At 34.7% G+C, this 24,354-nt stretch carries 28 protein-coding genes and 1 pseudogene; 6 read left to right on the plus strand and 23 right to left on the minus strand.

Features of this window, described 5'->3' with window-relative positions; translation table 11 throughout:
* Nucleotides 1-79: 79 nt before the first annotated feature.
* Nucleotides 80-1,558 carry a 4-hydroxyphenylacetate 3-hydroxylase family protein gene (locus tag ACFX4N_RS12575; protein WP_063672332.1) on the minus strand — a complete coding sequence of 493 codons (1,479 nt, stop codon included), beginning with the start codon at nt 1,556-1,558 and terminating at the stop codon, nt 80-82.
* Between the two features lie 375 nt (nt 1,559-1,933).
* On the opposite strand from ACFX4N_RS12575, the gene ACFX4N_RS12580 reads away from it, so the two are divergent.
* Both ACFX4N_RS12580 and ACFX4N_RS12585 read left to right on the plus strand, forming a co-directional pair.
* On the plus strand, nt 1,934-2,566 hold the full coding sequence (locus ACFX4N_RS12580) for a Crp/Fnr family transcriptional regulator (protein WP_013058284.1): 633 nt from the start codon (nt 1,934-1,936) through the stop codon (nt 2,564-2,566).
* 93 nt (nt 2,567-2,659) lie between these two features.
* A complete protein-coding gene (locus tag ACFX4N_RS12585) occupies nt 2,660-3,319 on the plus strand; it encodes a Crp/Fnr family transcriptional regulator (RefSeq protein WP_029323387.1) in 660 nt (219 codons plus the stop codon).
* A gap of 265 nt (nt 3,320-3,584) precedes the next feature.
* Here the strand turns inward: ACFX4N_RS12585 and ACFX4N_RS12590 are convergent, their stop codons facing one another.
* Nucleotides 3,585-3,974, minus strand: a complete 390-nt coding sequence (locus tag ACFX4N_RS12590; RefSeq protein ID WP_063672336.1) for a carboxymuconolactone decarboxylase family protein — start codon at nt 3,972-3,974, stop codon at nt 3,585-3,587.
* A 108-nt stretch (nt 3,975-4,082) separates the two neighbouring features.
* Here ACFX4N_RS12590 and ACFX4N_RS12595 point away from each other — a divergent pair, with 108 nt between their 5' ends.
* The gene (locus ACFX4N_RS12595) at nt 4,083-4,466 is read left to right on the plus strand and encodes a MerR family transcriptional regulator (RefSeq protein ID WP_053487584.1); all 384 of its coding nucleotides are present in this window, start codon (nt 4,083-4,085) and stop codon (nt 4,464-4,466) included.
* A gap of 367 nt (nt 4,467-4,833) precedes the next feature.
* Here the strand turns inward: ACFX4N_RS12595 and ACFX4N_RS12600 are convergent, their stop codons facing one another.
* Together ACFX4N_RS12600 and ACFX4N_RS12605 are read right to left on the minus strand one after the other, a co-directional pair.
* A complete protein-coding gene (locus ACFX4N_RS12600) occupies nt 4,834-5,682 on the minus strand; it encodes a sialate O-acetylesterase (protein ID WP_013058289.1) in 849 nt (282 codons plus the stop codon).
* A 236-nt stretch (nt 5,683-5,918) separates the two neighbouring features.
* Nucleotides 5,919-6,146, minus strand: coding sequence for a hypothetical protein (locus tag ACFX4N_RS12605; RefSeq protein ID WP_013058290.1), 228 nt, complete (start codon nt 6,144-6,146; stop codon nt 5,919-5,921).
* Nucleotides 6,147-6,657: 511 nt separating this feature from the next.
* Here ACFX4N_RS12605 and ACFX4N_RS12610 point away from each other — a divergent pair.
* Nucleotides 6,658-6,846 (plus strand): hypothetical protein, encoded by a 189-nt coding sequence (locus ACFX4N_RS12610; RefSeq protein WP_013058291.1) that lies wholly within the window; start codon nt 6,658-6,660, stop codon nt 6,844-6,846.
* A 265-nt stretch (nt 6,847-7,111) separates the two neighbouring features.
* On the opposite strand, the gene ACFX4N_RS12615 is transcribed toward ACFX4N_RS12610, so the two are convergent.
* The 8 genes from ACFX4N_RS12615 to ACFX4N_RS12650 form a co-directional block, all read right to left on the minus strand.
* Complete coding sequence (locus ACFX4N_RS12615; RefSeq protein WP_061859389.1) at nt 7,112-7,597, minus strand: tetratricopeptide repeat protein; 486 nt, start codon at nt 7,595-7,597, stop codon at nt 7,112-7,114.
* 123 nt (nt 7,598-7,720) lie between these two features.
* Nucleotides 7,721-8,014, minus strand: coding sequence for an RNA polymerase alpha subunit C-terminal domain-containing protein (locus ACFX4N_RS12620; protein ID WP_041816598.1), 294 nt, complete (start codon nt 8,012-8,014; stop codon nt 7,721-7,723).
* Between the two features lie 163 nt (nt 8,015-8,177).
* On the minus strand, nt 8,178-8,885 hold the full coding sequence (locus ACFX4N_RS12625) for a DNA alkylation repair protein (protein ID WP_055992720.1): 708 nt from the start codon (nt 8,883-8,885) through the stop codon (nt 8,178-8,180).
* A gap of 40 nt (nt 8,886-8,925) precedes the next feature.
* A complete protein-coding gene (locus tag ACFX4N_RS12630) occupies nt 8,926-9,297 on the minus strand; it encodes an iron chaperone (RefSeq protein WP_029323400.1) in 372 nt (123 codons plus the stop codon).
* A gap of 141 nt (nt 9,298-9,438) precedes the next feature.
* Nucleotides 9,439-10,032: a YdeI/OmpD-associated family protein gene (locus ACFX4N_RS12635; protein WP_274589091.1), complete on the minus strand. Its 594-nt coding sequence runs from the start codon at nt 10,030-10,032 to the stop codon at nt 9,439-9,441.
* A gap of 351 nt (nt 10,033-10,383) precedes the next feature.
* Nucleotides 10,384-10,878 carry a MepB family protein gene (locus tag ACFX4N_RS12640; protein ID WP_192100171.1) on the minus strand — a complete coding sequence of 165 codons (495 nt, stop codon included), beginning with the start codon at nt 10,876-10,878 and terminating at the stop codon, nt 10,384-10,386.
* A gap of 199 nt (nt 10,879-11,077) precedes the next feature.
* Complete coding sequence (locus ACFX4N_RS12645; RefSeq protein ID WP_057273718.1) at nt 11,078-11,539, minus strand: hypothetical protein; 462 nt, start codon at nt 11,537-11,539, stop codon at nt 11,078-11,080.
* Nucleotides 11,540-11,722: 183 nt separating this feature from the next.
* On the minus strand, nt 11,723-12,028 hold the full coding sequence (locus ACFX4N_RS12650; RefSeq protein WP_064471965.1) for a hypothetical protein: 306 nt from the start codon (nt 12,026-12,028) through the stop codon (nt 11,723-11,725).
* Nucleotides 12,029-12,511: 483 nt separating this feature from the next.
* Here ACFX4N_RS12650 and ACFX4N_RS12655 point away from each other — a divergent pair, with 483 nt between their 5' ends.
* Nucleotides 12,512-13,420 (plus strand): DMT family transporter, encoded by a 909-nt coding sequence (locus tag ACFX4N_RS12655; RefSeq protein ID WP_274589090.1) that lies wholly within the window; start codon nt 12,512-12,514, stop codon nt 13,418-13,420.
* A 256-nt stretch (nt 13,421-13,676) separates the two neighbouring features.
* On the opposite strand, the gene ACFX4N_RS12660 is transcribed toward ACFX4N_RS12655, so the two are convergent.
* The 3 genes and pseudogenes from ACFX4N_RS12660 to ACFX4N_RS12670 all read right to left on the minus strand — a co-directional run bounded on the left by ACFX4N_RS12660 (nt 13,677) and on the right by ACFX4N_RS12670 (nt 16,090).
* Nucleotides 13,677-14,468, minus strand: a complete 792-nt coding sequence (locus tag ACFX4N_RS12660; protein WP_274589089.1) for an amidohydrolase family protein — start codon at nt 14,466-14,468, stop codon at nt 13,677-13,679.
* Nucleotides 14,458-14,865 carry a carboxymuconolactone decarboxylase family protein gene (locus ACFX4N_RS12665; protein WP_013058301.1) on the minus strand — a complete coding sequence of 136 codons (408 nt, stop codon included), beginning with the start codon at nt 14,863-14,865 and terminating at the stop codon, nt 14,458-14,460. The genes ACFX4N_RS12660 and ACFX4N_RS12665 overlap by 11 nt, the downstream gene beginning before the upstream one ends.
* Nucleotides 14,865-16,090 (minus strand): annotated as a pseudogene (locus tag ACFX4N_RS12670) (MFS transporter). Before ACFX4N_RS12670 ends, ACFX4N_RS12665 begins: the two are co-directional and overlap by 1 nt.
* A gap of 104 nt (nt 16,091-16,194) precedes the next feature.
* On the opposite strand from ACFX4N_RS12670, the gene ACFX4N_RS12675 reads away from it, so the two are divergent.
* Nucleotides 16,195-17,028 carry a helix-turn-helix transcriptional regulator gene (locus tag ACFX4N_RS12675; RefSeq protein ID WP_057273723.1) on the plus strand — a complete coding sequence of 278 codons (834 nt, stop codon included), beginning with the start codon at nt 16,195-16,197 and terminating at the stop codon, nt 17,026-17,028.
* A gap of 814 nt (nt 17,029-17,842) precedes the next feature.
* Here the strand turns inward: ACFX4N_RS12675 and ACFX4N_RS12680 are convergent.
* The 8 genes from ACFX4N_RS12680 to ACFX4N_RS12715 form a co-directional block, all read right to left on the minus strand.
* Entirely contained in the window at nt 17,843-18,262 is a 420-nt protein-coding gene (locus tag ACFX4N_RS12680) for an NUDIX hydrolase (protein ID WP_377261512.1), read from the minus strand.
* Entirely contained in the window at nt 18,262-19,083 is an 822-nt protein-coding gene (locus ACFX4N_RS12685) for a class I SAM-dependent methyltransferase (RefSeq protein WP_377261515.1), read from the minus strand. Before ACFX4N_RS12685 ends, ACFX4N_RS12680 begins: the two co-directional genes overlap by 1 nt.
* A gap of 278 nt (nt 19,084-19,361) precedes the next feature.
* A complete protein-coding gene (locus ACFX4N_RS12690) occupies nt 19,362-19,496 on the minus strand; it encodes a hypothetical protein (protein ID WP_318256962.1) in 135 nt (44 codons plus the stop codon).
* A gap of 591 nt (nt 19,497-20,087) precedes the next feature.
* Nucleotides 20,088-20,591 carry a DinB family protein gene (locus ACFX4N_RS12695; RefSeq protein WP_013058307.1) on the minus strand — a complete coding sequence of 168 codons (504 nt, stop codon included), beginning with the start codon at nt 20,589-20,591 and terminating at the stop codon, nt 20,088-20,090.
* A 39-nt stretch (nt 20,592-20,630) separates the two neighbouring features.
* Nucleotides 20,631-21,257 (minus strand): MOSC domain-containing protein, encoded by a 627-nt coding sequence (locus ACFX4N_RS12700; RefSeq protein ID WP_029323410.1) that lies wholly within the window; start codon nt 21,255-21,257, stop codon nt 20,631-20,633.
* Nucleotides 21,258-21,357: 100 nt separating this feature from the next.
* Nucleotides 21,358-21,735: a RidA family protein gene (locus ACFX4N_RS12705; protein WP_029323412.1), complete on the minus strand. Its 378-nt coding sequence runs from the start codon at nt 21,733-21,735 to the stop codon at nt 21,358-21,360.
* A gap of 129 nt (nt 21,736-21,864) precedes the next feature.
* Nucleotides 21,865-22,719: an alpha/beta fold hydrolase gene (locus ACFX4N_RS12710; RefSeq protein ID WP_192100167.1), complete on the minus strand. Its 855-nt coding sequence runs from the start codon at nt 22,717-22,719 to the stop codon at nt 21,865-21,867.
* 440 nt (nt 22,720-23,159) lie between these two features.
* Nucleotides 23,160-24,353: a YbfB/YjiJ family MFS transporter gene (locus ACFX4N_RS12715; protein ID WP_029323416.1), complete on the minus strand. Its 1,194-nt coding sequence runs from the start codon at nt 24,351-24,353 to the stop codon at nt 23,160-23,162.
* Between the last annotated feature and the right edge of the window lies 1 nt (nt 24,354).

Consider the following 24,354-nt stretch of genomic DNA (forward strand, 5'->3'; position numbering starts at 1 on the left):
CTCCCTTATTAAGAACGTAATCAACCTAGGCTCTGTATCTATTAACAAAGTTTATTTTTATATAAAAGGATTATGGGTATCAGCTGTTTGTTACTTCTTTCTTTTTAGCTTCTGTATTTAATGCAGCATCTACCATGGCAAACGAATGGCTGCGCTTATAGCTATTGTAGAAAATAGCTCTTTTACGGATTGGATCTCCTGTATAGTATCGCTCGTATTGAAGTAACCTTTGGCCAAATGCTTCTCCACATAGATCCCACGCTAATTTAAATAAGTGAACACGGTCTACAGCAGGTACTCCTTCTCGGCCTCCATAATAACGATTTAAATCCTCTCTTAATTCAAGATTTGCAAAATCCGCTCCTGTAGGAGACATAAGCAAGCCGCCTGCACCAATTGTTTGCATGACTTCAATAGCACGAGGATACATTTTAGGAAGCAATCCACGAATTGTTTCTAAAGCCGTTTCATTTGGAAGAGCTTCTCCTTTTTCATTAATCGTATACTCATACTCTGATGTTCGAAGCAAAGCTCTAATAGATTCTACTGACTGTACCAATTCTCCTAAGCTCTCTTGAACGTTTAGATATCCATCTACACCGATTGCATCCGCTACTTTACAAGCTACTTCCGTTGCAAATTGGAGTTTAACTAATCCTCTTACGCCAGATTGATGTGCCGGTTGCTGGGCGATTCCTGTTTTAGGATAAAGAAGATTTGCAGCTTCAATATTGTTATATAAAAACACTCGGTTCCAAGGAATCAGCACATCATTAAAAATCAATACCGCATCCATCTCTTCAAATCGAGAGGCTAGCGGATGATCAAACACTGATCTTGTTCCGTCTTGCATAGCTTCCCGGCAAAGAATTCGAAGTCCCGGTGTATCGATTGGCAGCGCAAAAGCAAGTGCATAACGTTCATCTCCAGGTTTAAATCCTGGGAACGAATAAACAATAACTTCATCGGTAATAGGTGAAAGTGTAGCTAGCATTTTAGCTCCTTTTACAACAAGTCCATCTGGTGTTTCTTTTACAGCACCTAAATGAGTGAAGAGATCTTGTTGTTCATGTGAGGCTTTGCTTCGGTCGTTCTGCGGGTTGATAATAGCATGAGTTAAAAACAAGTCATTATCACGAATATAACGGTAATAATCTCTTATATTTTTGCCCCACTGTTCATTGTAATAATCTAGAAAACTAGCATTATGAAATAAAGAAGTGACTACAACATTTAAGAAATCCGGTGTTCTTCCCATCAGTCCAAAGGTAGCTTTTGCAAATGCTTCAAACACTTCTCGGCGAGCTACTAAATCTTCGTAACTTTTAGGAATTAAGAAGGCATTTGATATTCTCTCTCCTGTTTCTTCGCAAATATGAGTGATTTTCTCTTGGTAAGCCGGGTCATGCTGCATATCGTACAACTTCGCAATTTCTAAAATAGGCTGTTGAAACACCTTTTCTTCAAATACATTTGTAATTTTTCTGCCCCCTAACCAAATTTCTGGCTGGCGTGATTTTAATGCATCAATATATTGAGCACCTGTACGAATCCCCATATTTGTTCATCCCCTTAAGGTTTAATAGTAATTAATTGAATTATAGTATTTGATTTTTTTCAGGGGTGTAGTCTCGTTAACATTTTTTTGGAGTTTTTTATTTTTGGAATAGACGGAGTAGCTCAAATAAGAAATTTATATTATTGCATTTACGCATTTTTCGCTTTAAGATATTGTAGAAAGCGTAACGTTTTTATAAAAATATTGGCTTATTAAAAAAGAGAAGAAATAAAGCGCACATTGTTGTAAGCGCTTACTTATTTTTGTTTTTATAGCAAAGTAAATAAAATGCCCTACCCTATAGTGTGTTACTTGATCTTACAATTGTCTTTTCAATTTTTTAGGCGTATCTTATATTTTGGTTAAGGAGTGAGTATGATGGCTATTCTCTTCAATCACGAAAATAATTTCAAAAACTACTTAATGTACGGAAAAAGGCAATATATGAAACAAAAAAATGTGGTATATGAACAAGGAGACATAGGAGAAGGATTTTATTACTTGGACAGTGGATTAATTAAAGTCCATACCTCTACCCCATTAGGGAAAGAACGCGTGTTAAACATTGTATTGCCAGGTCAATTATTGGGAGTTCAAGCAATGGACCAACAAGCTCATTTTACTACTGCTACTACAGTAAAAGATTCCGTACTATATTATTTTAGTTATGACGATTTCAAAACACTTATAACTCTCCACCCGCCCATACTAAACCTTATTACAAAGAGTATTATTCAAAAAATGCATATCCTAGCTGAACAAATTAATTTACATACATTAACTACCGAACAGCAAATCGCCGCTGTGCTCTTAAACATCTATCATGACTTTAAAAACTATGAAATTCCTTTAACACAAAAGGACTTAGCAACGTGTACCGGTTTAACAAGGATTACGGTTTATAAAACGTTAAAAAAATGGAAAGAAAAAAAACTAATAGATAGTAAAAATAAAAGATTTTTAATTAAGAACCCGGATCTGTTAAAAAATTATCTCTTTCATTCATAAACGCTTTGGTCACGTTATTAAAGTAAAGAATAATGCTTCATGTATGAAATGTTTCTATACGTTTAAAATACACTTTTATAGAAAGGTGATTGAATGGTAAACCTTCGATACATATGGCGTCCCTTTTTAAAGTATGGACAGATGATAAAATTAGAAGAAAACACCACGATCTATTATCAAGGAGAAGTTGGTAAAGGATTTTATTATTTAGATAAAGGCAGTGTAAAGATTACTCTCTTAACTGAGAAAGGAGCAGAACGTACGGTTAACTATGTACCTGAAGGCATGTTATTAGGGGAAAACGGTATTAATAAAGAGCCTTATTTAACAACTGCTGTAACCACAACTCCATCCGTTTTATATTATTTTACTAATGAAGCAATGTTAAAAATATACGAGGAGGAACCGAAAGCAGTCATTCTCTTTACAAATTCTCTTCTCTATAAGTTTAGACTGCTAGCAGAAATTATTACGTTTCTTAATCTCCCCGTTGAACAACAGATGGCTCATTATTTATTAAAGCTCGTAAAAGAAAATGAGGAATTTCCCTTTAATCAAACATCCTTTGCCCGCTACGTTGGGACTTCCCGCATTACCGTGAATAAAATTATTCAAAAATGGAGTAAAGAAAAATGGATTGAGCTGTCTAATCAAAATATCTATATTAAAAACATCAATAAACTTAAAGAAATAAGAGATCAAAACAACAAAAATATAGGAGATTTAGATATGCTAATGCTGCCATTAATGTGATTATAAATACACTTGTGATGCTGCTTCGCACATAGAAGGTATGGAGGAAAATACAGGGAATGTGAAAATATAATTTAATAAAAAAGAAGTTACCTTTAGGTAGCTTCTTTCACTAAAAAAGGAGTCTATTTATTCTAAGGTTAACCCTATATCACAAATCGTGTTTTTCGGAGTACTACTACGATTTATTGTGGTTTATCCTAATCAAGACGTACCTCTGTTTAAAAGTTCAATTAAAATCGCCTTGCCATATATACATATACCTTTATTTCAAAGTTACGGTTAATTCTCTTTCTGTAAAAACTTGTTTAGCAATAAAAATAGCATTTAACACTCTAGGAAAGCCAGTGTATGGAATACAGTGAGTAATGGCTTCTACTATTTCATGCGGTGTGAGACCTACATTAAGCGCAGCATTAATATGAACATTTAATTGTGGTTCACACCCTCCTTGTGTCGTGAGTGAGCTTATCGTAACCAGTTGTTTTTGCTGTAGGTTAAGTCCTTCTCTTGTATAAATATCTCCAAAGGCAAATTCAATGACATATTTCCCAATGTCAGGAGCAATGTCTTTTAATGATTCAATTACTCGTTTTCCACCCTCTCCATCTACCTCCATTAACGCTTTCCAACCATTTTCGTAACGTTCATTCATCAACTGAATCTTTCCTTACAACTGAGTTATTTTATTTACAAGTTAGATATTACGCTTTAGAGCGCGCTCTAAAGCAAGCATTTTATTTCTCATGTTATAATAATTAATATGGAAAATTTATTCAGTATTCAACAAATAGCAAGTATGACCGGTCTTTCTACACATACTTTGCGTTATTACGAAAAAATTGGATTAATAAAAAATGTGCAAAGAGCCCAAACCGGATATCGGCAATATACAGATTTTGATCTAGCTTGGATTCAGTTTTTAATTCGTTTACGTGTTACAGGAATGCCTATGCTTAAAATGAAGCAGTTTTCTGATTTGCGACAGAAAGGAGAGTCTACTATTACGGCAAGAAAGGAACTGTTAGAGGAACATTATAAAGATGTCTTAGGCAAGATAGAGGAACTAGAGTTAAATGCGCATAGAATTGAAGAAAAAATTGCGCACTATAAAAAATTAGAGACAGTGGAAAACCAACAATCTTAATAACTATAAAAAAGACCTTGAAACACACCTTTCAAGGTCTTTCTTATAGCACCTAATATAACATTAAACAAAAAACGCTGAATTTATATATGTAGCAGATTTGAAATATTCCCACCTAACACTCTGTCTACAACTTCTCCACTAGTTGCATTTGAAAAATTTGCGTGTCTTGAATACCGGCTTTTTGGAGTTCCTGTTTAAAGGGTTCTCCTTTTTTAGTTTTAATAATTAACAAATCTATACTAACTCCACTCATTCATAATTGCCAAAAGTTCATATCCATATGAATCGGGTTTTTCTTTTAACAAACCTAAGATTAAAAGTGGAATCAATTGATCTCTCCTCATAAAATGGGATTAATTCTGTTTTACTTACTTTCATTAATAGTAGAGATATTAATAGAAAACTCTTCAAAACTTAATTGTCCCAAGGCAAACTTCATGCTTTCAACAAATATACATTCATTTTTAGTTAGTTCACGCTTTGCTTCCTTTTCAATCCATTCATGTTCAACGTCTAAAACATCTAAAACATGCTTTTGTTTTGAAAAAGCCTCATAGTATCTTAATCCAAACTTTCTTTGGGAGACGGCATCAATATGAATGCCATCTGGATTTGCTGTTAAGCCTTTTGATGTTACAAAATAACAATTTTTTTCAGTATGGGCAACTTTAGATAATATCTGGTTTATTTGTTTATATTCTACAGCGCTTTTTCCAAATCCGACGTCTCCAAGGTAATGTCCCAACTCACCGATAATAATCGGGATATCTGGTGCATTCAATTCTTCTCTCAAATGTTTAAATAATGAAAGCAATTTATCTTCATACGTCTTATAACGTTCTCCGTAACTGTCGCTTTCTCCTTGATGCCACAGAATTCCCACTAAATCACTTGTTTCCATTGCGAATTTTGCTTCAGAAATCGCGTGTCTGGTTAATAGTCCGTCAATTGTCCACTCATCAATTGAGCTTCCTCCCTCGGCACATGGTATGACCCCAATGGACTCGCCCTGATGATCCTCTGTCCAAGCTTGAGCAAAAGAGGCTGCCGGCCCAACACCAGATATGTGACGATCAAAATTAAGTGGTTCTGCCATCGTTTGCCATCTACCGTTTCGTAACATATGTATATGCTCATTATAAATCGGCGGTACATCCTCAATAAATCCTCTGCCTGCCATATTTGATTGTCCAATTAACAATACAGATTTCATAGAAACGCCTTCTTTCTTTGTTTACAATAGTCTAATTAGACTAAGTAGGTTTATCACTATAGTTTAATTAGACTATTTATGATTTAGGTCTTGATAAGATTTTATCTGGAGATTCAGCGTATTCATACACTTTAGTAAGATTTATTTCTTACTGTTCTTTCTCTTCCATGTGGATCACTTTTTTCTAATTTGCTCGTGGTTATACTTATAGAATTAGTTACACTTTGATATATAGCTTAATTGATGGCTTCAAGGGCTTGTTTCAAATAATCCATTTCAGAGGTTATATCATCTATCTTTTGGTTTAGCTGACTTACTTTATCAAGAGTATTCCGTGCGTCTAATAAATTAATTTCTAACATCAAACGGCTTGCTTCACTCTCAAGTTCCAATCTCTTTGCAAATAATATCTCGTGCTTTTTTATAATTTCAGATTTTAAATTCTTACTATTGGTTTCTTTCATACTTCTACCTCACTAACTTGTAATAACAGTATTTTATTGAGATGTAAATTTCCCTATATAATTTAATAATTACCTACAGGAAAGTTTATGACATAGTTAAAATTTCCTTTTTTACTTAAAGGAAAACCACATTTATTTCGCATTTACATAAGCTAAATAATAGAAACTAATTAAAATAAATTACATTATTCACTTTCCTTGGATGGCGTTCATAAGTTCTTGATGTTGACATTCAGATACATACTGAGCGCTCAAAAGCTTCTCTAACTGTTAAAAACAAATGCAACATTCCAAAATAAGGGAAAATTTAAATCATTTTGTTTTTTTGCAGGAAAAGAAAGCGAAGTATATAAAGATAACAGTATGCATCAAAAAGCGTTGAGAACATTTTATTATCATTTTCTATAAGCACGAGAGCAATAATTTGAGAAAAGAGCTTATATAAGTCCGTGTCTTAAGTATGCCTATTATATAGAATGGGTTACTTAGTAAATAAGGGAAGGTGATTTATATGTTAGGGGAAGAAGATTTAAAAGTAAATTGTATATCAGCTGCTATAGGTTTACTAATCCAACATAATATCATCACTCACCAGGAACTGGACAAACTAACTAAAACGAATTATCACGTTTTTTATCATTTTCTAATGGATAAGCTAATTGAACAAGAGTTTAATAAGGAGAGAGTGGTTCAAACATAAGTGCTTCAACAAAGAAAGAAGCACAAGATCCAAAGCAAAGATCTCCTATTTCAAATGTAATTCATATAGGGCTCCTTACATATTAGACATATATAATATGTAAGGACTCTCTTATTCAACAAACGCCCCCTATAGTTTAAATGTATTTCTTCACAATCTATAATTTTAAAAAGTCATTTTATCGCAGGAAGCCTGCCAGTATTGTTACAAAAAAAGTCCTCTCCTCGTTTCAGGAAAAGAACTTATATTCAGTGAATTTTATAAGCTACTTCCAAGTCTGATCCAGTTTATCTGAATAGAAATTTAAGGCTCTTTTATAACTTAGTATTTCATTGTCATTTGTCGTATTTATTAAGCATTTCAGTAACAGTTCCATCGCTTGACTATGTTCTTTTAAATTGTATAAGGTCATGGAATAAAACACTTTAATTACATGATTATCTGGGAATAATTCCATGCCTTTCAAAAATGTCTCTTTTGACTTTTCATATTCCCCCAAGGCTCTATATGTGCTGCCCAATCCCAATACTGCACCTTCCATATCCTTAGAAGGTAATCCTATCTTTATGGCATTTTCGTAAAAGGGCACCGCCTTTTCTTCTTCTCCTAATATGTCAAAGCTCCAAGCACATTGATAGTTATATAAAGCATCGTCTGGAAATTCCTTAACTAATTCACTTAGCAATTCGTTAGATTCTTTGTGATTTCCATTCTTTCGTAACGCTAACGCTTTACCTAGTTTGTTATTCATTACTTAAATCTCCAATCCTTCTTTTTCCCACTATTTATCTCTTAACATCCTTCCATATCCGGAAATTCAGCGTATTCGTACACTTTATCCAGATCTAATTCTTGCTTTAACTATCCTTAATGTTTAATTTTTAAAGGCTAACCCATTGGCCTGCAAAGCTGTTCTAAGTTTAGGTAAAGAAGCCGGCCCCATACCGTGAAATTGTAATATCTCTTTTTCACTAAATTTTGATAACTGCTGCAAAGAAGTTATCCCGTTGTTTTCTAATGCTCGTCTTGCTGGTGCTGATAGCATTAAAAGAAATCCATTGTCAGGTTTGCTTTCTTGCTCACAGGTTGGGCAGGTCGGACAGTTACTGCTTTTATAATATTTGTGTCCTTTATGACAGATTCTTAGATTTCCCTTTTGGGTTTTCATTTTTAATCTCTCCTTTTCTCAAGAATTTTTTTAGCTTTTATCCCCTGCCACTTCTTCAATGGATGGTTTATGAAGAAACAAAACATCCTACGTATAGTAAACTAATTATTATTAAATGCTTGTTAGTCTCGTTTCAGATAGTGTAGCTCCATTACACATCATGCTAACACCTTACATGTTTGCGTTTGAAACCAAGCCGTCCTCTATCTATATCCTTTTGAATGTTTTCGGAGGCAAGAAGAATACTACTTTTTTTCTTATCCTTCTTAACTTCGACTGGACCTACTGCCTTTGCAGTTTCAAGCGCCTTCTCATGAAGTGGCAAATATGAAATACCGACTGTATAGATAAAATTATTCATAGCCGATTTCGTTCGATCTGGAGAATCGTGAATCGTATTTTCCACTTGATTAAGCATATCGGCAATCTTACTTGTGCTAAATTCATCGTCAGGACGATTACCCAAAAGCCAGCAGTAACAACTCCAACCTGCCGACATTTTAAGTTCTTCATCGCTTGCCACCCACCTATCAGCAACAACTTGCGCAAAATCGGTTTCTGACAAAGTTACTGCAACTACATAATCGGACAGCATGTAGAAATACGCTTTATCAATCCAACGCTCAAAATCCTCCGCAGTCATCTCTGTTGGGTCTGCAATGATACCAGAAAAATACATAGCATCGTAATTGCCAGAAGCGTAAAGCTGCTCAGCCAAAGCCTGATTTTTCTTGATTTTCTTTGCAATCGGCTTCATTTTTCCTGTTGCCACTCCAAAAAGCGGATCGCGTGCACCATTGTTTATGTAAGTCTTTTTAATTCGTTCCGTACCAAGCGCTTCAAGTTCTTTCATAACCATTTCAAAGTCCACCGTTCTGTATCCTCCTTCTTCTCCGTTCATAATCTGCTTTTTATTTTCGCCAAAAAGTTGCACAGTCTTTCTTATCTAAAATATTAAACTCGATTATGTTTTTAAGTAATTCATAGTTTACTGGCTCAGTCCATAAAATTCGAAACAGGCCTTTGGTAGCGCTGTATCCAGCCTGAGCAATGTCATGATTAAAGTGCGCAATGCCTGTTTCTTCAGGTGAAACGCTCAAATGATGTTTCGCTGAGGCAAAGCCGACGATGAATGTTCCATGATCGGTAAACATTGGCGTATTCCATTTAATTTGTGGTTCCAAATTTGGGAAAGTATTAGCAATCCAAGCCAAAACCTCCTCTGTTCGGTCACGGTGGTCAGGGCTATCTATACGCGCTAAATATTCTGCAAAAACTTCCATAGAATCTTCTCCTCAAATAAATTTTTTTTAATCTACTCTACTTTTATACAAATGGAATATCAGTCAGTTCACTTAGCTCTACTTCATTTTTAACTCAAATACATTAACAATTTATCTTAGCCATGTTTTAAATAAAATGTACTAATCATTTAATCCTTTTCCAGTAAGAATGTTCGGAATGCATTTTTCAATCCTTGATTCCCGAGTCTTAGATTGTTTGGCCCCAGAAAAATAAAGAATATATGCTCTTTGCCGTCCTGGAGTCAATGTAGTAAAAGCCGTTTTTAAAGCAGGTATTTCATCAAATTTGTGCTGTAGCTCTTCAGGAATAATGAGTTCTTCAGGCTTTTTAGCTTTGACTTTCAATCCGGCTTTTTCCACCTCAATGGCCTCATAAATATAAGCTTTTAAGATGGCTTCCTTTTCAACTATTTCTTGCACATTGGTAAACCGAATTTGTCGCGCCCCTTGTACATTCTCCGTTTGTTGGATTAGAATACCATGAGAATCTTGTAACAGAGAACCTTTAGGAAACAGCAGTGCACAATATTCTTTAAATCCATGCATTAAAACAACGTTTTTTTTCTCAAACGTGTAACAAGGGTTCATCCATTTAAAATCTTCGGTCAACTCACAGTCAAGAACAATCTTTCTCAACGTCTCATATTCTTCTTTCCACTTTTTAGCTTTAGTTAAAAATCCATCAACCTTAGGATTCATTTTACTATTTGTCATCAAGGAACACTCCTATTCAATTTTTTAATCTGTCGCTCTAGCAATGATACAGTCAACCTTCAATTCATTTAATGGTGTTACTATTCTTCAAATGTAGGAAATGCCCTTCTTCAATTGACGTGATAGTTATTAAAATTATAAACATTTCAAGTATGTTTGCTCACTATACAAAGCGAACATCGATTAGTTCACTTAACCGCATTTTATTCTTTAATTTAAATATGTGATCCATGAAGATGAATAAATTACCAAGAGCATCAACAAACTGAATAAATCCTGTCTCTGTTATGTATTGGCCTCTCTTATCATAGGTAAGGTATACTTGTATGTAAGGCTTCAATCGATACCACTCTAGGAGTACAGTTTTAAGAATTTTTGGTAGGACAAATAATTCGGTTCAATAAAATATTCTAATTGCCATTTTTGTGTTTCCATAGCTTGTTTGCTAGTTGGTTTATCCCATATCGGATACACTCTAATTGCCATTTTACCTTTTGTGGTAGCCGTTTTAAGGATTTTTTGTTTTAAAAGAACTTCTTTTGGAAAAATGAATTGTCCAAATCTATTTGTACTAGTGAAGGTATTAATAACTAATAGATCGGTAGCTTTTCCATACGAAAAGGCTTGGTTTTTATGAGCCGCATCTTTTTCCCAAAAGGATACAAACTGCCCTACCTTATTAGGTGTAGTTTTCGCCACCCTAAATCTTATAGATTTTGAATTTAACTGAAAGATACCAGCGCCATAATCTGAATTCTGAGCTTCTTCTCGAATAGCTTTTATAACGAATTGATTGGGTTTATAAAAGTTCTCATTTACATAGGTTAACGCCTCATAAAATTCCATTGTTTTTACCTCTTATGCTTATAGCCCTCTTCAATTAATAATAAGTAATTTGTATTTCTTTCCTCTAAAGCGTGTCTAAATATCTTAAATATTCCAAAATGGTATAGCAAAGCTATCCTCACCTTATAACACCTCTTGATCCCCTAAGCGTTGCTACCCTCTTAATGTAGTGAATATGCTACATATTAACTACATTTTTTTACTCTTGTTCTTGATCTCTTTGTATTACTGAAATACTTGGAGGTTCAGTTGAAACCACATCAATTATATGATTTAAAGCATGTATTCCATAGTGTTTAAACGGGCCAGGATGTATATCGTCAGCTATGGTACCAACTTCAATAAAATCTAGATATCTGGACTTTGAATAAACTGCAAAAGCGCTTCCTGTATACATTTCATACTCATCTATTACGGTAAAACTTTCGTTTCTAACAGAGTATGCAATGTACCAATCAAATGTAAGTCGAATTATAGGAAGTGCGTAATCCACATCAATAGAGGCATACGAGGAAGAAGTGCTTTCTCCTGTTATCTCTTCAGCTACATTTCCACTAATTTTGCAACGTTCAATATCCACTATTAACGCGTTATCCTCAGGTTCAAATATAGAGTTTAAATAAATACAGCCTTGATATTGAAGCAGTTTAGAGTAATTCATAAAGCCCTCCTTTTTTAAACTAAAGCATCGAGTGAGTTCAATAACAAGTAAAAAAGCATTCATTCTTGGATTACATCTATTCAAAAATCCCTAGCTTTAAACTAACAAGCAAAAAGATGACGCGTTATTGGTTCGCGGCAAGATTGTCTAAACTTTAGAAAATTATAGGCAGGAAGTTAGGATTTATTTTATCTTGAATATGATCTTTCTATGATCCTGCTTTATACGTTTCAAGCGCAGCTCTATTTTTCTATCTAACATTTTATGTGCGGTTTGGAAAGTTACACATATGAACAGTAAGATAATAGCAATAATTATAGCGTCTGGCACTTGAAAGCAAAAACATAATACTGCTAAAAGAAAAGATATAGTACAAGTAAAGTTGATTATCCATTTTTTATTTCTATGAGCTTGAAGACTTTTTTCAAGCAGCTGCTTTTGTCCTTCTTCCCTTTTTATATCTTCTGAATTATTGAGTGTAGAGTTCAATGTTATTTCTCCTTAGAAAACTAATTTTATATAATTTATATATTGGTTATCTTTTCCCTTTAAGATGATAGTATAGTTGGGGCTTCTAAAGAGAAAGCCAAATTTAATCAATCGTTTTGGCAAGCGCATAGGCTTGTTTGCGCTTATTACAATATCCTCCAACAAGCTCATTTTCTCCTCTTCTTCAACGTTTGCATTTAATAGAAAAAAATAAAGCAAGGAATACCTTCATGTCGATACATCTAATGACTCTGTTTGGCAGCAGCTCTTAATCGATCTAAAGAAACCATCAAAAAAGAACATTCGTTCTCTATATTATACAAGAACAAATGTTCCGTTTTCAATAAAAACTCTAAAGTTTTCCGAATTATTCCTATGAGTATTGAGATAATAAAAATTATGAGAAAATGTTCTACAAAGCAAAATTTCGGAATGAAATAATCAACAAAATTTGCCATAATAAATGAAGTAAGGAGGTGTATTATGTTTCGATTGTATGGAGCCTTAATTGGGCTTAGTTTAATTTGGGGTTTATCTTTTGTATTTATGAAGTGGCTGCTTCCCTCAGCTGGAATATGGGGAATTGTATTTTTTCGTTGTCTAGCAGGTGCTATCATCTTGCTCCCGTTTCTATGGTGGAAGCGTAGAAAAGTTAAAGAGAAACTACCCTGGAAGGCATTGATTGTTGTTGGTATATTTAACTGTGGTTTGGCGTGGGGATTAATTTCCTTAAGCGAAACTGAGATAAACAGTACAACTGCCTCTATTCTGAATGCGACCACTCCGATCTGGACAGGTCTTATCGGATTTATTCTTTTTTCTTATCGACTTACCGGACGTCAGTGGATCGGTATTCTTATCGGTTTTTTCGGGATACTCGTCCTTATGAATTTTCAATTTGGTCAGATTTTCGGGAAAGGGTTTGTTGGGATTGGAACAATGCTTGTTGCTTGTATCTGCTATGGGCTTGCTGGGCAGTTAACAAAACGGTTTCTGTCTGAGGTGAGCGTACTAACTATAACAACTTTCACCTTACTAACAGGTGCTATCATCGGTTTAGTTGGGATGCTGATTACCGAACCATTCAAATTAGATTTGTTGATTCATCCACTTCCGATTCTTGCAATTGTGGGTCTCGGCTGTTTTGGCTCAGGATTGGGTCAGTTAATCTACTTTTATATCAATAAAAATGGTGGCCCTGAATTAGCGGCGACGGTTACTTACCTGATTCCTGCCTCGGCCATGATATGGGGTTATTTACTACTGGGAGAGACAATTACTCCAAACGTAGTCGTTGGACTACTTATTATCTTTGCTGGCGTTTATCTTTCATCTAGGAAATCAAAAGGTAAAACTCCGCATGTCACTCTTGTTAGCAATAAACAAAATTGAGTAAGTAGATTTTATAATGTGAGTCTTTAAAGTTATCTACGAGAGAGGGAAATTAAGAAACTGAAGGACTACAGAATATGATATATTTCAAATGGAATTCATCATATGTAATGATAAAACGTAATTCTAGTTGTTCAATTTTTTTAAAAAGGCAGCCCTCTATTTGGCTGCCTTTTTTATTTCAAGGCAGAAAAAAATTTTAAAATTCACTGCTAGTTATCCCATGCAACACAACATCAAACAAAAAACGCTGAATTTATATATGAAGCAGATTCGAGATATTCCCACCTAACACTCTGTCTGCAACTTCTCCGCTAGATGTATGACGCTTAACGGCCTGTAGATTTAAATATGGATCTCCATACGGAAAATCTGAACTAAATAACGTTCTTTCGGGTATCTCTTTTATAGCCAAAGACAAGGCGTATGTTGTATAAAATGCAGATATATCTAAGTAAGCATTTTTAGTGTTTTTTATCATTTCTATCGTTTGTAGCCAATGAATTCCGCCCATATGCCCGTATATAACCGGCACATTTTCATATTTTTGAGTAAGAAGAAATAACTCCTGAATATCCTTTAAGTTCAAAGGATGAAAAGTATGTACCCAGATAGGCAAAGACGTATAGTCACTTGCTGCTTTAAATATAGGTTCTAACAATGGAATTTGACCTGGACCAAGAGTAAATTCTCCGAGACCTTTCATCTTTTGCCCTTTGACAAGTTTCTCTACCCAGTCGTTTAAGGTGACATCACCCGGAGAATAAGAAAGAGGAACTGAACCAAACCCTACAAACCTATTTGGATATTGCTTAAGCGCACCGCTTACTTCTTCTAGCGCATTTAAGCGTGCTTGTACGGGATTCACCTCATTATTTAGAATTTGATTTAATTTGTTCATTTCGGTTGTAAATTCTTTAACGTTGCTGCTTTTTTCTGGATGAACAAGAGTAGAAAACAATACGGTTTTATCTATTCCACTTTCATCCATCATTTTAATATGTTTCTCTATTGGTAAAACCACATGTGCATGACTATCAATAATCATTTTGTTTCTCCTTTTCATTTCTTTCGTAAAAGACTTCATTAGCAACTGTCAAAATTGTATTTAAAGCTACAGGAAATCCAGCATAAATGACCATTTGTAACATTGCCTCTAAAATTTCTTCCTGTGTCCACCCAATATTCAAAGCCCCGTTTATATAAAATCTCAGCTGTTCCGTATTACCTAATGCAGTTAGGCCAGCCACTGCAGCAAGAAGGCGTGACTTTAAGTCTAAGCCTGGTCTCGAGAAAATTTGTCCGTAATTAAACTCTACAGCTAACGTTCCTAAATCAGGGAGGGCTGACTGTTCAAAGCCCACCATTATATCCTCGTAATTCTCTGGATCAATCTTAGCTAATATATCTAATCCTCGATGAAAGTTATCTGTATGTGTTCCCATTACATATTACTTCCTTTCTTATTCATTAAATTTCCTATCATTTTTCTAGGAATGTTCATTGGAATTAAAGAACAACAACTAATGGCTATCATCAGTATGGCTATTGCACACACCCCATTCCACTGCCATTTAGTCCATGCAAGTAAACCCACATAAGATCCTAGGGACCCTCCTAAAAATGTGGAAACCATATATAACCCATTTAATCGACTTCTCTTTTCTTCTCCTAATTGAAAAATAGTAAACTGACAGGCAACTTGATTCGCTTGAGTCCCTACCGTTATAAGGAGAGCTCCTAAAATTAATCCAGGTAACCAGTATCCTCCCCGTATAAGACCTATAAAAGCAAGTAAAGATATGGACATACACAAAAGACTTGCAAACTTTTCCCCTTTTGTATCAATTAAACGTCCGATAATCGGCGTAGCAAACGCTCCCGCTATTCCGACTAACCCTATTACCCCACCATGTCACTTCCATACGAATAGGGATGTGTATGTAATAAAAAGACAAGCGTGGTCCAAAATGCGCTAAAAGAAGCAAACATCATCCCCTGACTTACACATGCTTTTTGCAGGGCTCTTTCTTTTATAAATAGCGGACCTAACGACATGAGCAAGTGTTTATAACTGGTGGCATTTCCTCCTTTACTTCTTGGAAAATAGACGTAAACTAAAAAAATCATAAAAAGTGTAGCCACAGCAGACGTCCAATACACCATTCGCCATCCAAAATGAACATCAATAAAACCACTAACAAGCCGAGCGCCTAAAATACCACAAACTAATCCAATGGCGACATTTCCTAAAACTTTTCCTCTATTATGATCTGAAGCGATATTCGCAGCCAATGGAACAATAATTTGAGGAACAACCGTTACGATTCCTAATGCTAAGCTTGTAACCATCATCCACGTTTTGTTAATAGATAAAGCGTTTAAAGCGAGAACGATACATATAGCGAATAATAAAAACAAAATCAATTTTTTTCGTTCGAAGATGTCTCCTAACGGTACTAAAAGGAGATTTCCTAGTGCATATCCAATTTGAGCTAAGGTAGCTATAATGCCTATGCTGGCTGCAGAAATGTGAAAAGTAGCGGACATGCTTACTAAAAGAGTTTGGTTCAAGTAGACGTTAGCCACTGTAAACCCGCAAACCGTAGCCATTAAAAGAACTAATCCTTTTGATATATCAGACGTCTTTTCGCTATCTTTTACTATCATCTGTTTCACCTCCCTTACCTAGATCATAAAATAAGGATTATAATGGTAATAGGAGTCTAGTTATACTAGTAGTAAAAGTACTACCTACAAAAAGGAGTAAAATCATGGTAAGCGATAAAGAAAGAAGAAAAGAACTAGGGGATTTTCTAAAGATAAGACGAGAACGATTGTCTCCAAAAGATTTTAATTTGCCTATTGGACCGAGGAGAAGAGCTAAAGGATTACGCAGAGAAGAAGTGTCTCAACTAGCAGGAGTCGGAATAACTTGGTATACGTGGCTGGAACAAGGACGAGATATACAAGTATCTTCTGAAGTATTAGAAGCCATATCCCGTATTTTCAAATTAAACAAAGAGGAAATGGAGCATTTATTTTTATTAGGCAATCAGCCGCTTCCATCTGCAACCGTACAGAATGAAAGAGAAAATATAGATCGCGTTGTAAAAAATCTATTAAGCCAATTAGGTCATTGCCCTGCCTATGTAACAGACGAAAAACTTAATATCGTAGACTGGAATAAAGCTGCTGTGATGGTATTTGGGGACTTTCATGAAATGGACGAACGAAATCGCAATGCAGTGTGGCGCTGCTTTACTTCCAAAGAATATCAAAACCTTTTTCAAAATTGGGAAGATCATGCTCAACGATTAATTGCTCAATTTCGTTTAGCTTACACACGTTTCGTAGGAGATGAGTGGTTTAAAACTATGATCAGTGAGCTTAGCGACAAAAGCCCTCAGTTTTATGAGTGGTGGTCTAATCATGAAGTTTTAGGAACGCCGTGTGGAAAAAAGACTATTATTCACCCTGTGGCAGGAAAAATGATTATGGACCATATTACGCTCCAAGTGTATGATGCACCTGAATTAAAAGTAACCATTTATCAGCCTCGCCAGGAAAACGAAACAGAAGAAAAGATGGAACAGTTACTGAGGTAATAGTATTACTGTATATATTCATAGTGTTAATTACTAGAAGCCTACGTACTGCTGATGAGTACATAGGCTTTTTATTTTTGAGTTGACATAAGATAAATTCTAGGAATCTTTATAATAAAAAATACATACTATGCTTTCGTCTTGAGCAAACTACTCAAGAAACTGATAAGGTTTCAACCCTTTGGATAAATAAATGTAGCAGGAAAACTCCCTTAACGCTCTGGGGGAGTTTTTTCTGTTTTTGGACTGTATACCATATACATTGCTAGTTTACATAAACACTCTTTCCGGTATACATCACAAAAAAGAACCCTTGGTAGGCAAGGATTCTAGTCAGGCTACGATTTCTGCTTTATGTAGCTTTTTATACATCCTTGATGTATAAACGTTCTTTGCAAGGGCATTCGCAAAATAAATGAATAAAAAGTGCACCTTTTATTCATATCATATCCCCCATAAAAAATCACTATTATGCGAAAAACATGGTGAAAATAGCTTATCTCATACATCGATTACGTACGGGCTCTGCTAAGAGCAAACTCACTCCTATGACAAAAATGTGGTTGCCTTTTATTTTGCTTACCTTTTGACTGGACAAATTATAACTTAATACTATATTTTATATATGCACATGTATATATTTCACTTTTATCAACTATTAAAATCAGCTATGATCAACCACACATGTAAGAGTAAATAATAAAACCAAAAATTTTAACGAGATACTTTATTATTTACTTAATGTAACTGATTTTATCGGTGTCAGGAAAAGATCTTAAAGTTTAAGTTCTTTTCATTGTATATATTTAAATAGTTATATCTGTTGCCCTTTTCTTTCCTGTATGTAATCTATCAGTATTTGACGTTCGTCCTCAAATAACATTTTTAAGTTACTAATCTCCGATAAAGGCTTCCAGCAAATATCTAATATTAACTCATCAGGATCTTGAATTTTCCTTTTTCCACCTAACAACTTTACTTCGAAATACTTAATATGGATATTTACATCATATGTTACTGTATCACGTTCACATATTTTATCAATGACCGAAATCTTGTATCCTGTTTCTTCCCACACTTCTCTTATACAGCATTCTTCATATGTCTCAGAGCCTTCTATGCCACCTGAAGGTACTGACCATAGTTCTGGCTCATTTGGTTTCTCCTGGGCTACCATTAATAGTTCGTTTTTATCGTTTATACAGATTGCAGCAGCGCCTCTCCACTTAGTCATTAGACCACATCCTTTTTTCTACCAATATAAAGTAAATGTGATGAAACACCTAAAGTATAAGGATCGGTTGCTGTTTTCTTTAATAATTCTATTAATCGATCAACTTCGGATTGTCCTCTATTTGTCCAAAAATCCCATTGTTCTTTAGATAAAAGAGAACCAATACTAGATGATCCAATTAGACTTAAGGTTTCAAATCCATTAGATTCCATAAAGGGATTAATTTCTTGTAGATCAAAGTAATAAACTCCTGTAAACCTTCCTTTATCCTCATGATTAAAGCTGCCAGTAGCAATAAACTCTTCGATATTGTCCATTGTATCATTGGGTTTCCACGCCTCTGGATTTAACAGTGAAGAGATAGTGTGCCTAATTCGGGACATAAAGGCAACAAATACAACTCCCTCATCTTTTGTCACGCGGTACAGTTCTTTAACAGCAGCGTCACGATCTTGTTCATTCTGTAGATGATACATTGGCCCCATCATCAAGGAAGCATCGAATTCTTTGTCTTCTAATAAATTTAAATCTTTTGCATCCATAATATGAAATCCATTAAATTGATTAAAAAGCTCAAGTTCTTTTGCTTTATTTTCAGCTACCTTTACTAATTTAGGAGTGAGATCAGTTAGCGTTACCTGAAATCCTTTCTCAGCTAGTTTCATTGCATATTTACCAGGACCAGCCCCATTATCTAATATACTGCCGTTTTCCGGTAGATACTTTTGGATATAATGCCAGTTTATTTGAAACTCTAAGGGTTCCCTATCTAGGCGTCCCCATTCATCAAATGCTGAGTAATAATCCATAACTTTGTTCATAAACAAATTCCCCTTCTATGTCTTATGAAACTTCCAATATAAGTATTATTTATTTTATAGAATTTGTAAACCATTGATGGATAAGATATACAAAGTTAATTAACATTATGTAACTTGTCGGTAGTTACCTTTAATAAAAAAACGAACCTCCTTTGAGAGGGAAAGTTACAAAATATTACTTAAATGAATGACCTTACCCTGGTATCTATTCAGTTCGTATATACAAAAAAGACAGCCACTATTTAAATTAAATAGCTGTCTTTTTATTTCTCCTATTTTTAAAGGTTGTTAATCATACAAAAGAATGCTGTAAAAAGCATCAGTAGATAAGCCCCCATCAGAGAAATCGACACTTTCGATAAAGTATTACTTGAACTCGTTACTTCTACAAATCCGACTTTAAATATGTTCATTACAAACAAGACACATCCTACACTTAAGGCCAATGTTAAAATAATTAGTGTTAGCTGTACTGATATCGTCACCTGCTGTTTTAATCTAAGGATAAACGCTTATTTATTTTCGCTGATTTTACATTTCGTAGATAAATAAACAATGTATAAATTAGCAAGGGCAAACTGTTAACAATGTTTTCAAAAAAGCATCGCCCTAAAAATAATGGTACGCAAGACAGACAAGCTACGTGTCTCTGATGATTGGGTAGTTTTTTTCTGATTTTAAGCTGTATATGATGTACATTCGTAGTTAACATAAAATATTATTCAAATACTTGAACCATTTAGCAATTGTATAAAAGGTCCTCTTTTTATGCACTTGTCCCCTAATCCCCTCAAGACAAATCGTTATTATATGGAGGATGGTATAAAAAGCTGCCTACTCCAGAAAGAGAATCCTTAGCTGAACCCTACTGCCGCAAGGGTTATTTTTTGTGATGTCTACCAGAAAGAGACTTTATGTAAACTAGCGATGCATATGATATACATAACAAAGAGCACATATATTGTTATAAAAATGTGCTCTTTTAGGCAAGATTTTTTAATTTATTATTTGGTAAGTTCTTTTGCAGATAGCCCTAATATGTCCGTATTTTTAGGCGTATGCCCAAGTAGACGTAACATAGCTACAATTTGTCCTTTATGATGTGATTCGTGAGTAATTGAATGGACAAGCAATTGACGTGGTGTTTTTCTTATAAGACCACTGTTTGCTCTCCAAGCAAGCTCTTTTTCGATAGATTCATCAAATTTATCTGTGAATTGCTCGAATACTTTTTCTACGTATCTATCAGCTTGTTCAAAATAACGTTTAATATCGTCTACCTGCATAGTGTTAAGGACTTCTTTTGTAAGTAGTGGTGATGAAGTTTCTGAAAGAACAAAAGAACCTAGCCAAGCATGATAGCAACCTGCCACATGAACTAAAGAGTCTCTAATACTTTGAAACCCAAATTCAAACTCTTTCGTAAAGTCATCTTCATTTAATTCTTTACACTGATCTAGTAAAATCTGTCTTGTTTGTTTTACCCATTCATACTCTAACTTTTCCATAACAATCACACCTCTTAGATATATAATAAAAAAACATCATTAGAGTTTTAAAAATCTATTTCTCCATTCCTCTGATAAATCATCAACTCTCAGTATCTTTTCGATTGATTCTTTATCTTGGTGTTGATGAAAAAGAATTTTTGTAGCAAAAGCCACTGATATTCTTCTAGGATGCCTATCAATAACGTTTATTTCTGAATTGTTTTTAATAGCTCCTTCTTCCAATACTCGAAAAAAGTAACCTGTTAGAGAGGTTTCAACGACTTTCTTTAAAAGGTGTTTTTCCTCATTATATTTCGATATTGTATCACAAGGTACCCTTCCTTGCGTCACTTGCACAATTGCATCTCCTATTTGATATACATCGCCTATACAAACTTGTTTTTCAGTCATGCCCATTGCTGTAATATTTTCTCCAAAGGCTGGTAAAACCATTTTCTTTCGTAAGATTTTTTCCCAATAAGAATAGTGTTCAAATGGATATAAACATACCGCCCTATCAACGCCTCCATGCTTTTCTTTATTTCCAACGTCGTCTCCCACGAACCCTACCTTTTTTAACTCAGCAACCTTGGTAGAAGTCTTTCCTATTCCAGATAGCTTAGCTTCGTGGTTCCAGTTATATTCCTTTGGCGTTCCAATAGCTAAATTAATAATTCTAGGCATCAATTTGTAATGACCTCACCTTCAGTGTTTACTTGTACACTAGCCTGTAGCTTATCTGTTGATGAGAGATATTTAGTTACATAATATTCACCGTTAGGTATTACCTTCTAGCTATCATTTCTATTTCAATTTGTGCGCCTAGAGGGAGAGAGGCTACACCTATAGTTGTACGAGCAGGATAAGGAGCAGAAAACTGTGTTGCATAAACTTCGTTCATTGCTGCAAAATCATTCATATTGGTTAAAAAAACATTTACCTTTTCCACATTTTCAGAGGTTAGACCTGATGCTTCCAATACTTTAAAAAGATTTTCAAAACATTGTTTTGTTTGTTCTACAATATTACCCTCCGAGAGCTTTTGAGTCTGTGGATCGATAGGAGTTTGCCCGGATAAAAATAGGAACTCCCCTGCTTCAACTGCATGAGAGTACGGCCCAACAGCAACAGCGCCATCAGCATTAATACATTTTCTTGTCATATATAATACCTCCTTTAGATATTTACCTTATTGTAATATAGGGATTTATAAATAAATTATAAACCTCTATGTTCCGTATTTTTATAAATTACGATGTAGCGTTTAGAGAGATTCATCGTTTTTTTCTATTTAAATATGATTACGTTTTAAAAAATCTAACATTAATTCTCCAATTTCATTTGCGTGTGTTTCTAGAGCAAAGTGGCCACTGTCTACTAAGTGGACCTCTGCATCAGGTAAATCTTTTTTGAAAGCTTTAGCCCCTTCTGGAATAAAGGAAACATCATTTTTACCCCATACTGCTAATAAGGGCGGCTGATACTTACGGAGATATTGTTGAAATTCAGGATACATCTTTACATTGGTTTGATAATCAAATATTAAATCTAACTGTTTTTCATCATTTCCCGATCGTTTGATATAGGTAATGTCAAGCGTATAACCATCTGGGGAAACTGTATTTTCCCGCGTCCCATCGATATACTGATGCTTAATGGTTTCTGATGCAAAAGCCGTTCGATAACTTTGTCTTTTTTCCGGCGTGGGATTTTCCCAGTATTCTTCTCTGGTCGCCCATTTTGATCCCAAACCTTCTCGATAAATGTTTCCGTTTTGGCTAATAATTGCTGTTACACGCTCTGGGTTATGCATAGCTAAACGAAAACCAATAGGAGCACCATAATCAAAAACGTATAGAGCATACTTATCAAGTTCTAATTTATTAACGAAAGCTTCAATTACCTCAGTAATATGATCAAATGTATAGTCGAATTCTTTTCGATCAGGCGAAGTTGTATTTCCAAAGCCAGGATAATCAGGGGCAATTACATAATAATCTTTTTCTAGAACCGGAATAAGATCTCGGAACATGTGGCTTGCAGATGGAAATCCATGTAGCAATAAGATGGTTGGTTTATCTGGCTTCCCTGCCTTCCTATAAAATATATTCAGACCTTTCACTTCTAAAGTATGATATGTTACCATACAAACTCTCCTCTCCTAATTACCAAATGTTAAAGTGACTAAACCCTCTTCTAAACAACTATCATCAATAAAGACTTTATTTTCAGCTAAAGTTATCGACTGTTTTCTCCAAATATTTCTTAATCAATACCTATACTTTATAATAGATTTGCTTACATGTATAATTCAATACTGAGATATGGGGTATCTCTAAAAAAGATATCCACTTAAGTTAGGAGGCAATATGAATATTCAATTGCTTCACGTCTTTTGGTTGAAGAAGCTATCATATCAAGTTTTTCCTTAAAAAATGATACGATAGCTTTTATTTATCACACCTTTAGTTATCAAAATGACGCAAACAAAGATATATGAATAAAGTAATGTTTTATATTGTTCTTTCTCTTTCTACTACTTCCTTCTCAACTATATGCTTTCAATACTTATTAGACACATAAAAGTTAAATTTCTTCATTCTGTATATTTTCTGTAATTACAATCTTAACAGGCTTATTATCAAATCGAATCCCGGATAATAAAAAGAGAGCACCAATTAATACAACAATTGCAGCTCCAATTAAAGCAGAGTTGTAATTATGACTAGCAGATGCAAAGTGGCCAGCAAGCAAGGGCCCTATCATTTGACCAGCAGCATAAATAGCTGTGAGGTAACCGATGATACGGCTACTATTCTTTGGAGTAATTCGGCTTGCTAATGTTGTAGCAAGTGTTGTAATTCCCATAAATGTTGCTCCAAACAATAGTGCACTTACAATTAAACCTATTTTAGTCATTAATAATACCGGAACTACAATGCCAAAGGCTTGTAATAGCATGGTAACAACTAAGCATTTCACAAACCCCATTTTTTTGGCAAGTGAAGACCAGATAATACAAGATGGAATCGCAGCTAAACCGACAATCATCCATATAAAGGTTGCATCGCCATTAAAATTTGGTATTTGTCCTGCAATAGATATAATAAAGGTACCAGTTACAATATACCCTAGACCCTCTAGGCCATAGGCTATAATCAACCAAGGAATCCATTTCGTTGGAGGGCCATGAGCAGGTATCTCCTTCTTCTTATTCTGAGTAGAACTAGAGGTCTCATCTTTCAACCAAATCCATACTAGGAAAGTTAGTATAATACTTAGAATAGAGAGCCCAATCCATGCTCCTTCCCATTTAAAATAATGATTTAAAATAGGGATAGTGATTCCAGTAAGAAAAATCCCTACTCCAACTCCTCCATAGAAAAGCCCAGACCAATTTGTTTTTTCCTTTTCAGCAAGTTTGTCTAATACAATACTTGAAGATAAAACAAGTACAAATGCACTAGAAAAGCCGGATATAAAACGACAAGTATACCATGCTGAATACATTTGAAATAATCCCATGCCTGCAGTCGTAATTACACTGAAAATTAGACTTAATCTTAAGACTGCTTTTCTACGTTTTTTTAAAGGTAGGATTCCTACTAAAACAGCTCCAATTAGATATCCTGCATAGTTGCTTGTAGCAAGATACCCGGCAACTTTATTTGAAAATGACATGTCACTTTGCATAAGAGGTAGAATAGGCGTATAGGAAAACCTTGCAATGCCCATTGCAATAACTAACGATAATATTCCACCAACTAAAATTTTAATCAAG

Origin of the sequence: Priestia sp. YIM B13551 (assembly GCF_042787905.1) — a bacterium.
GTDB lineage: Bacteria > Bacillota > Bacilli > Bacillales > Bacillaceae_H > Priestia.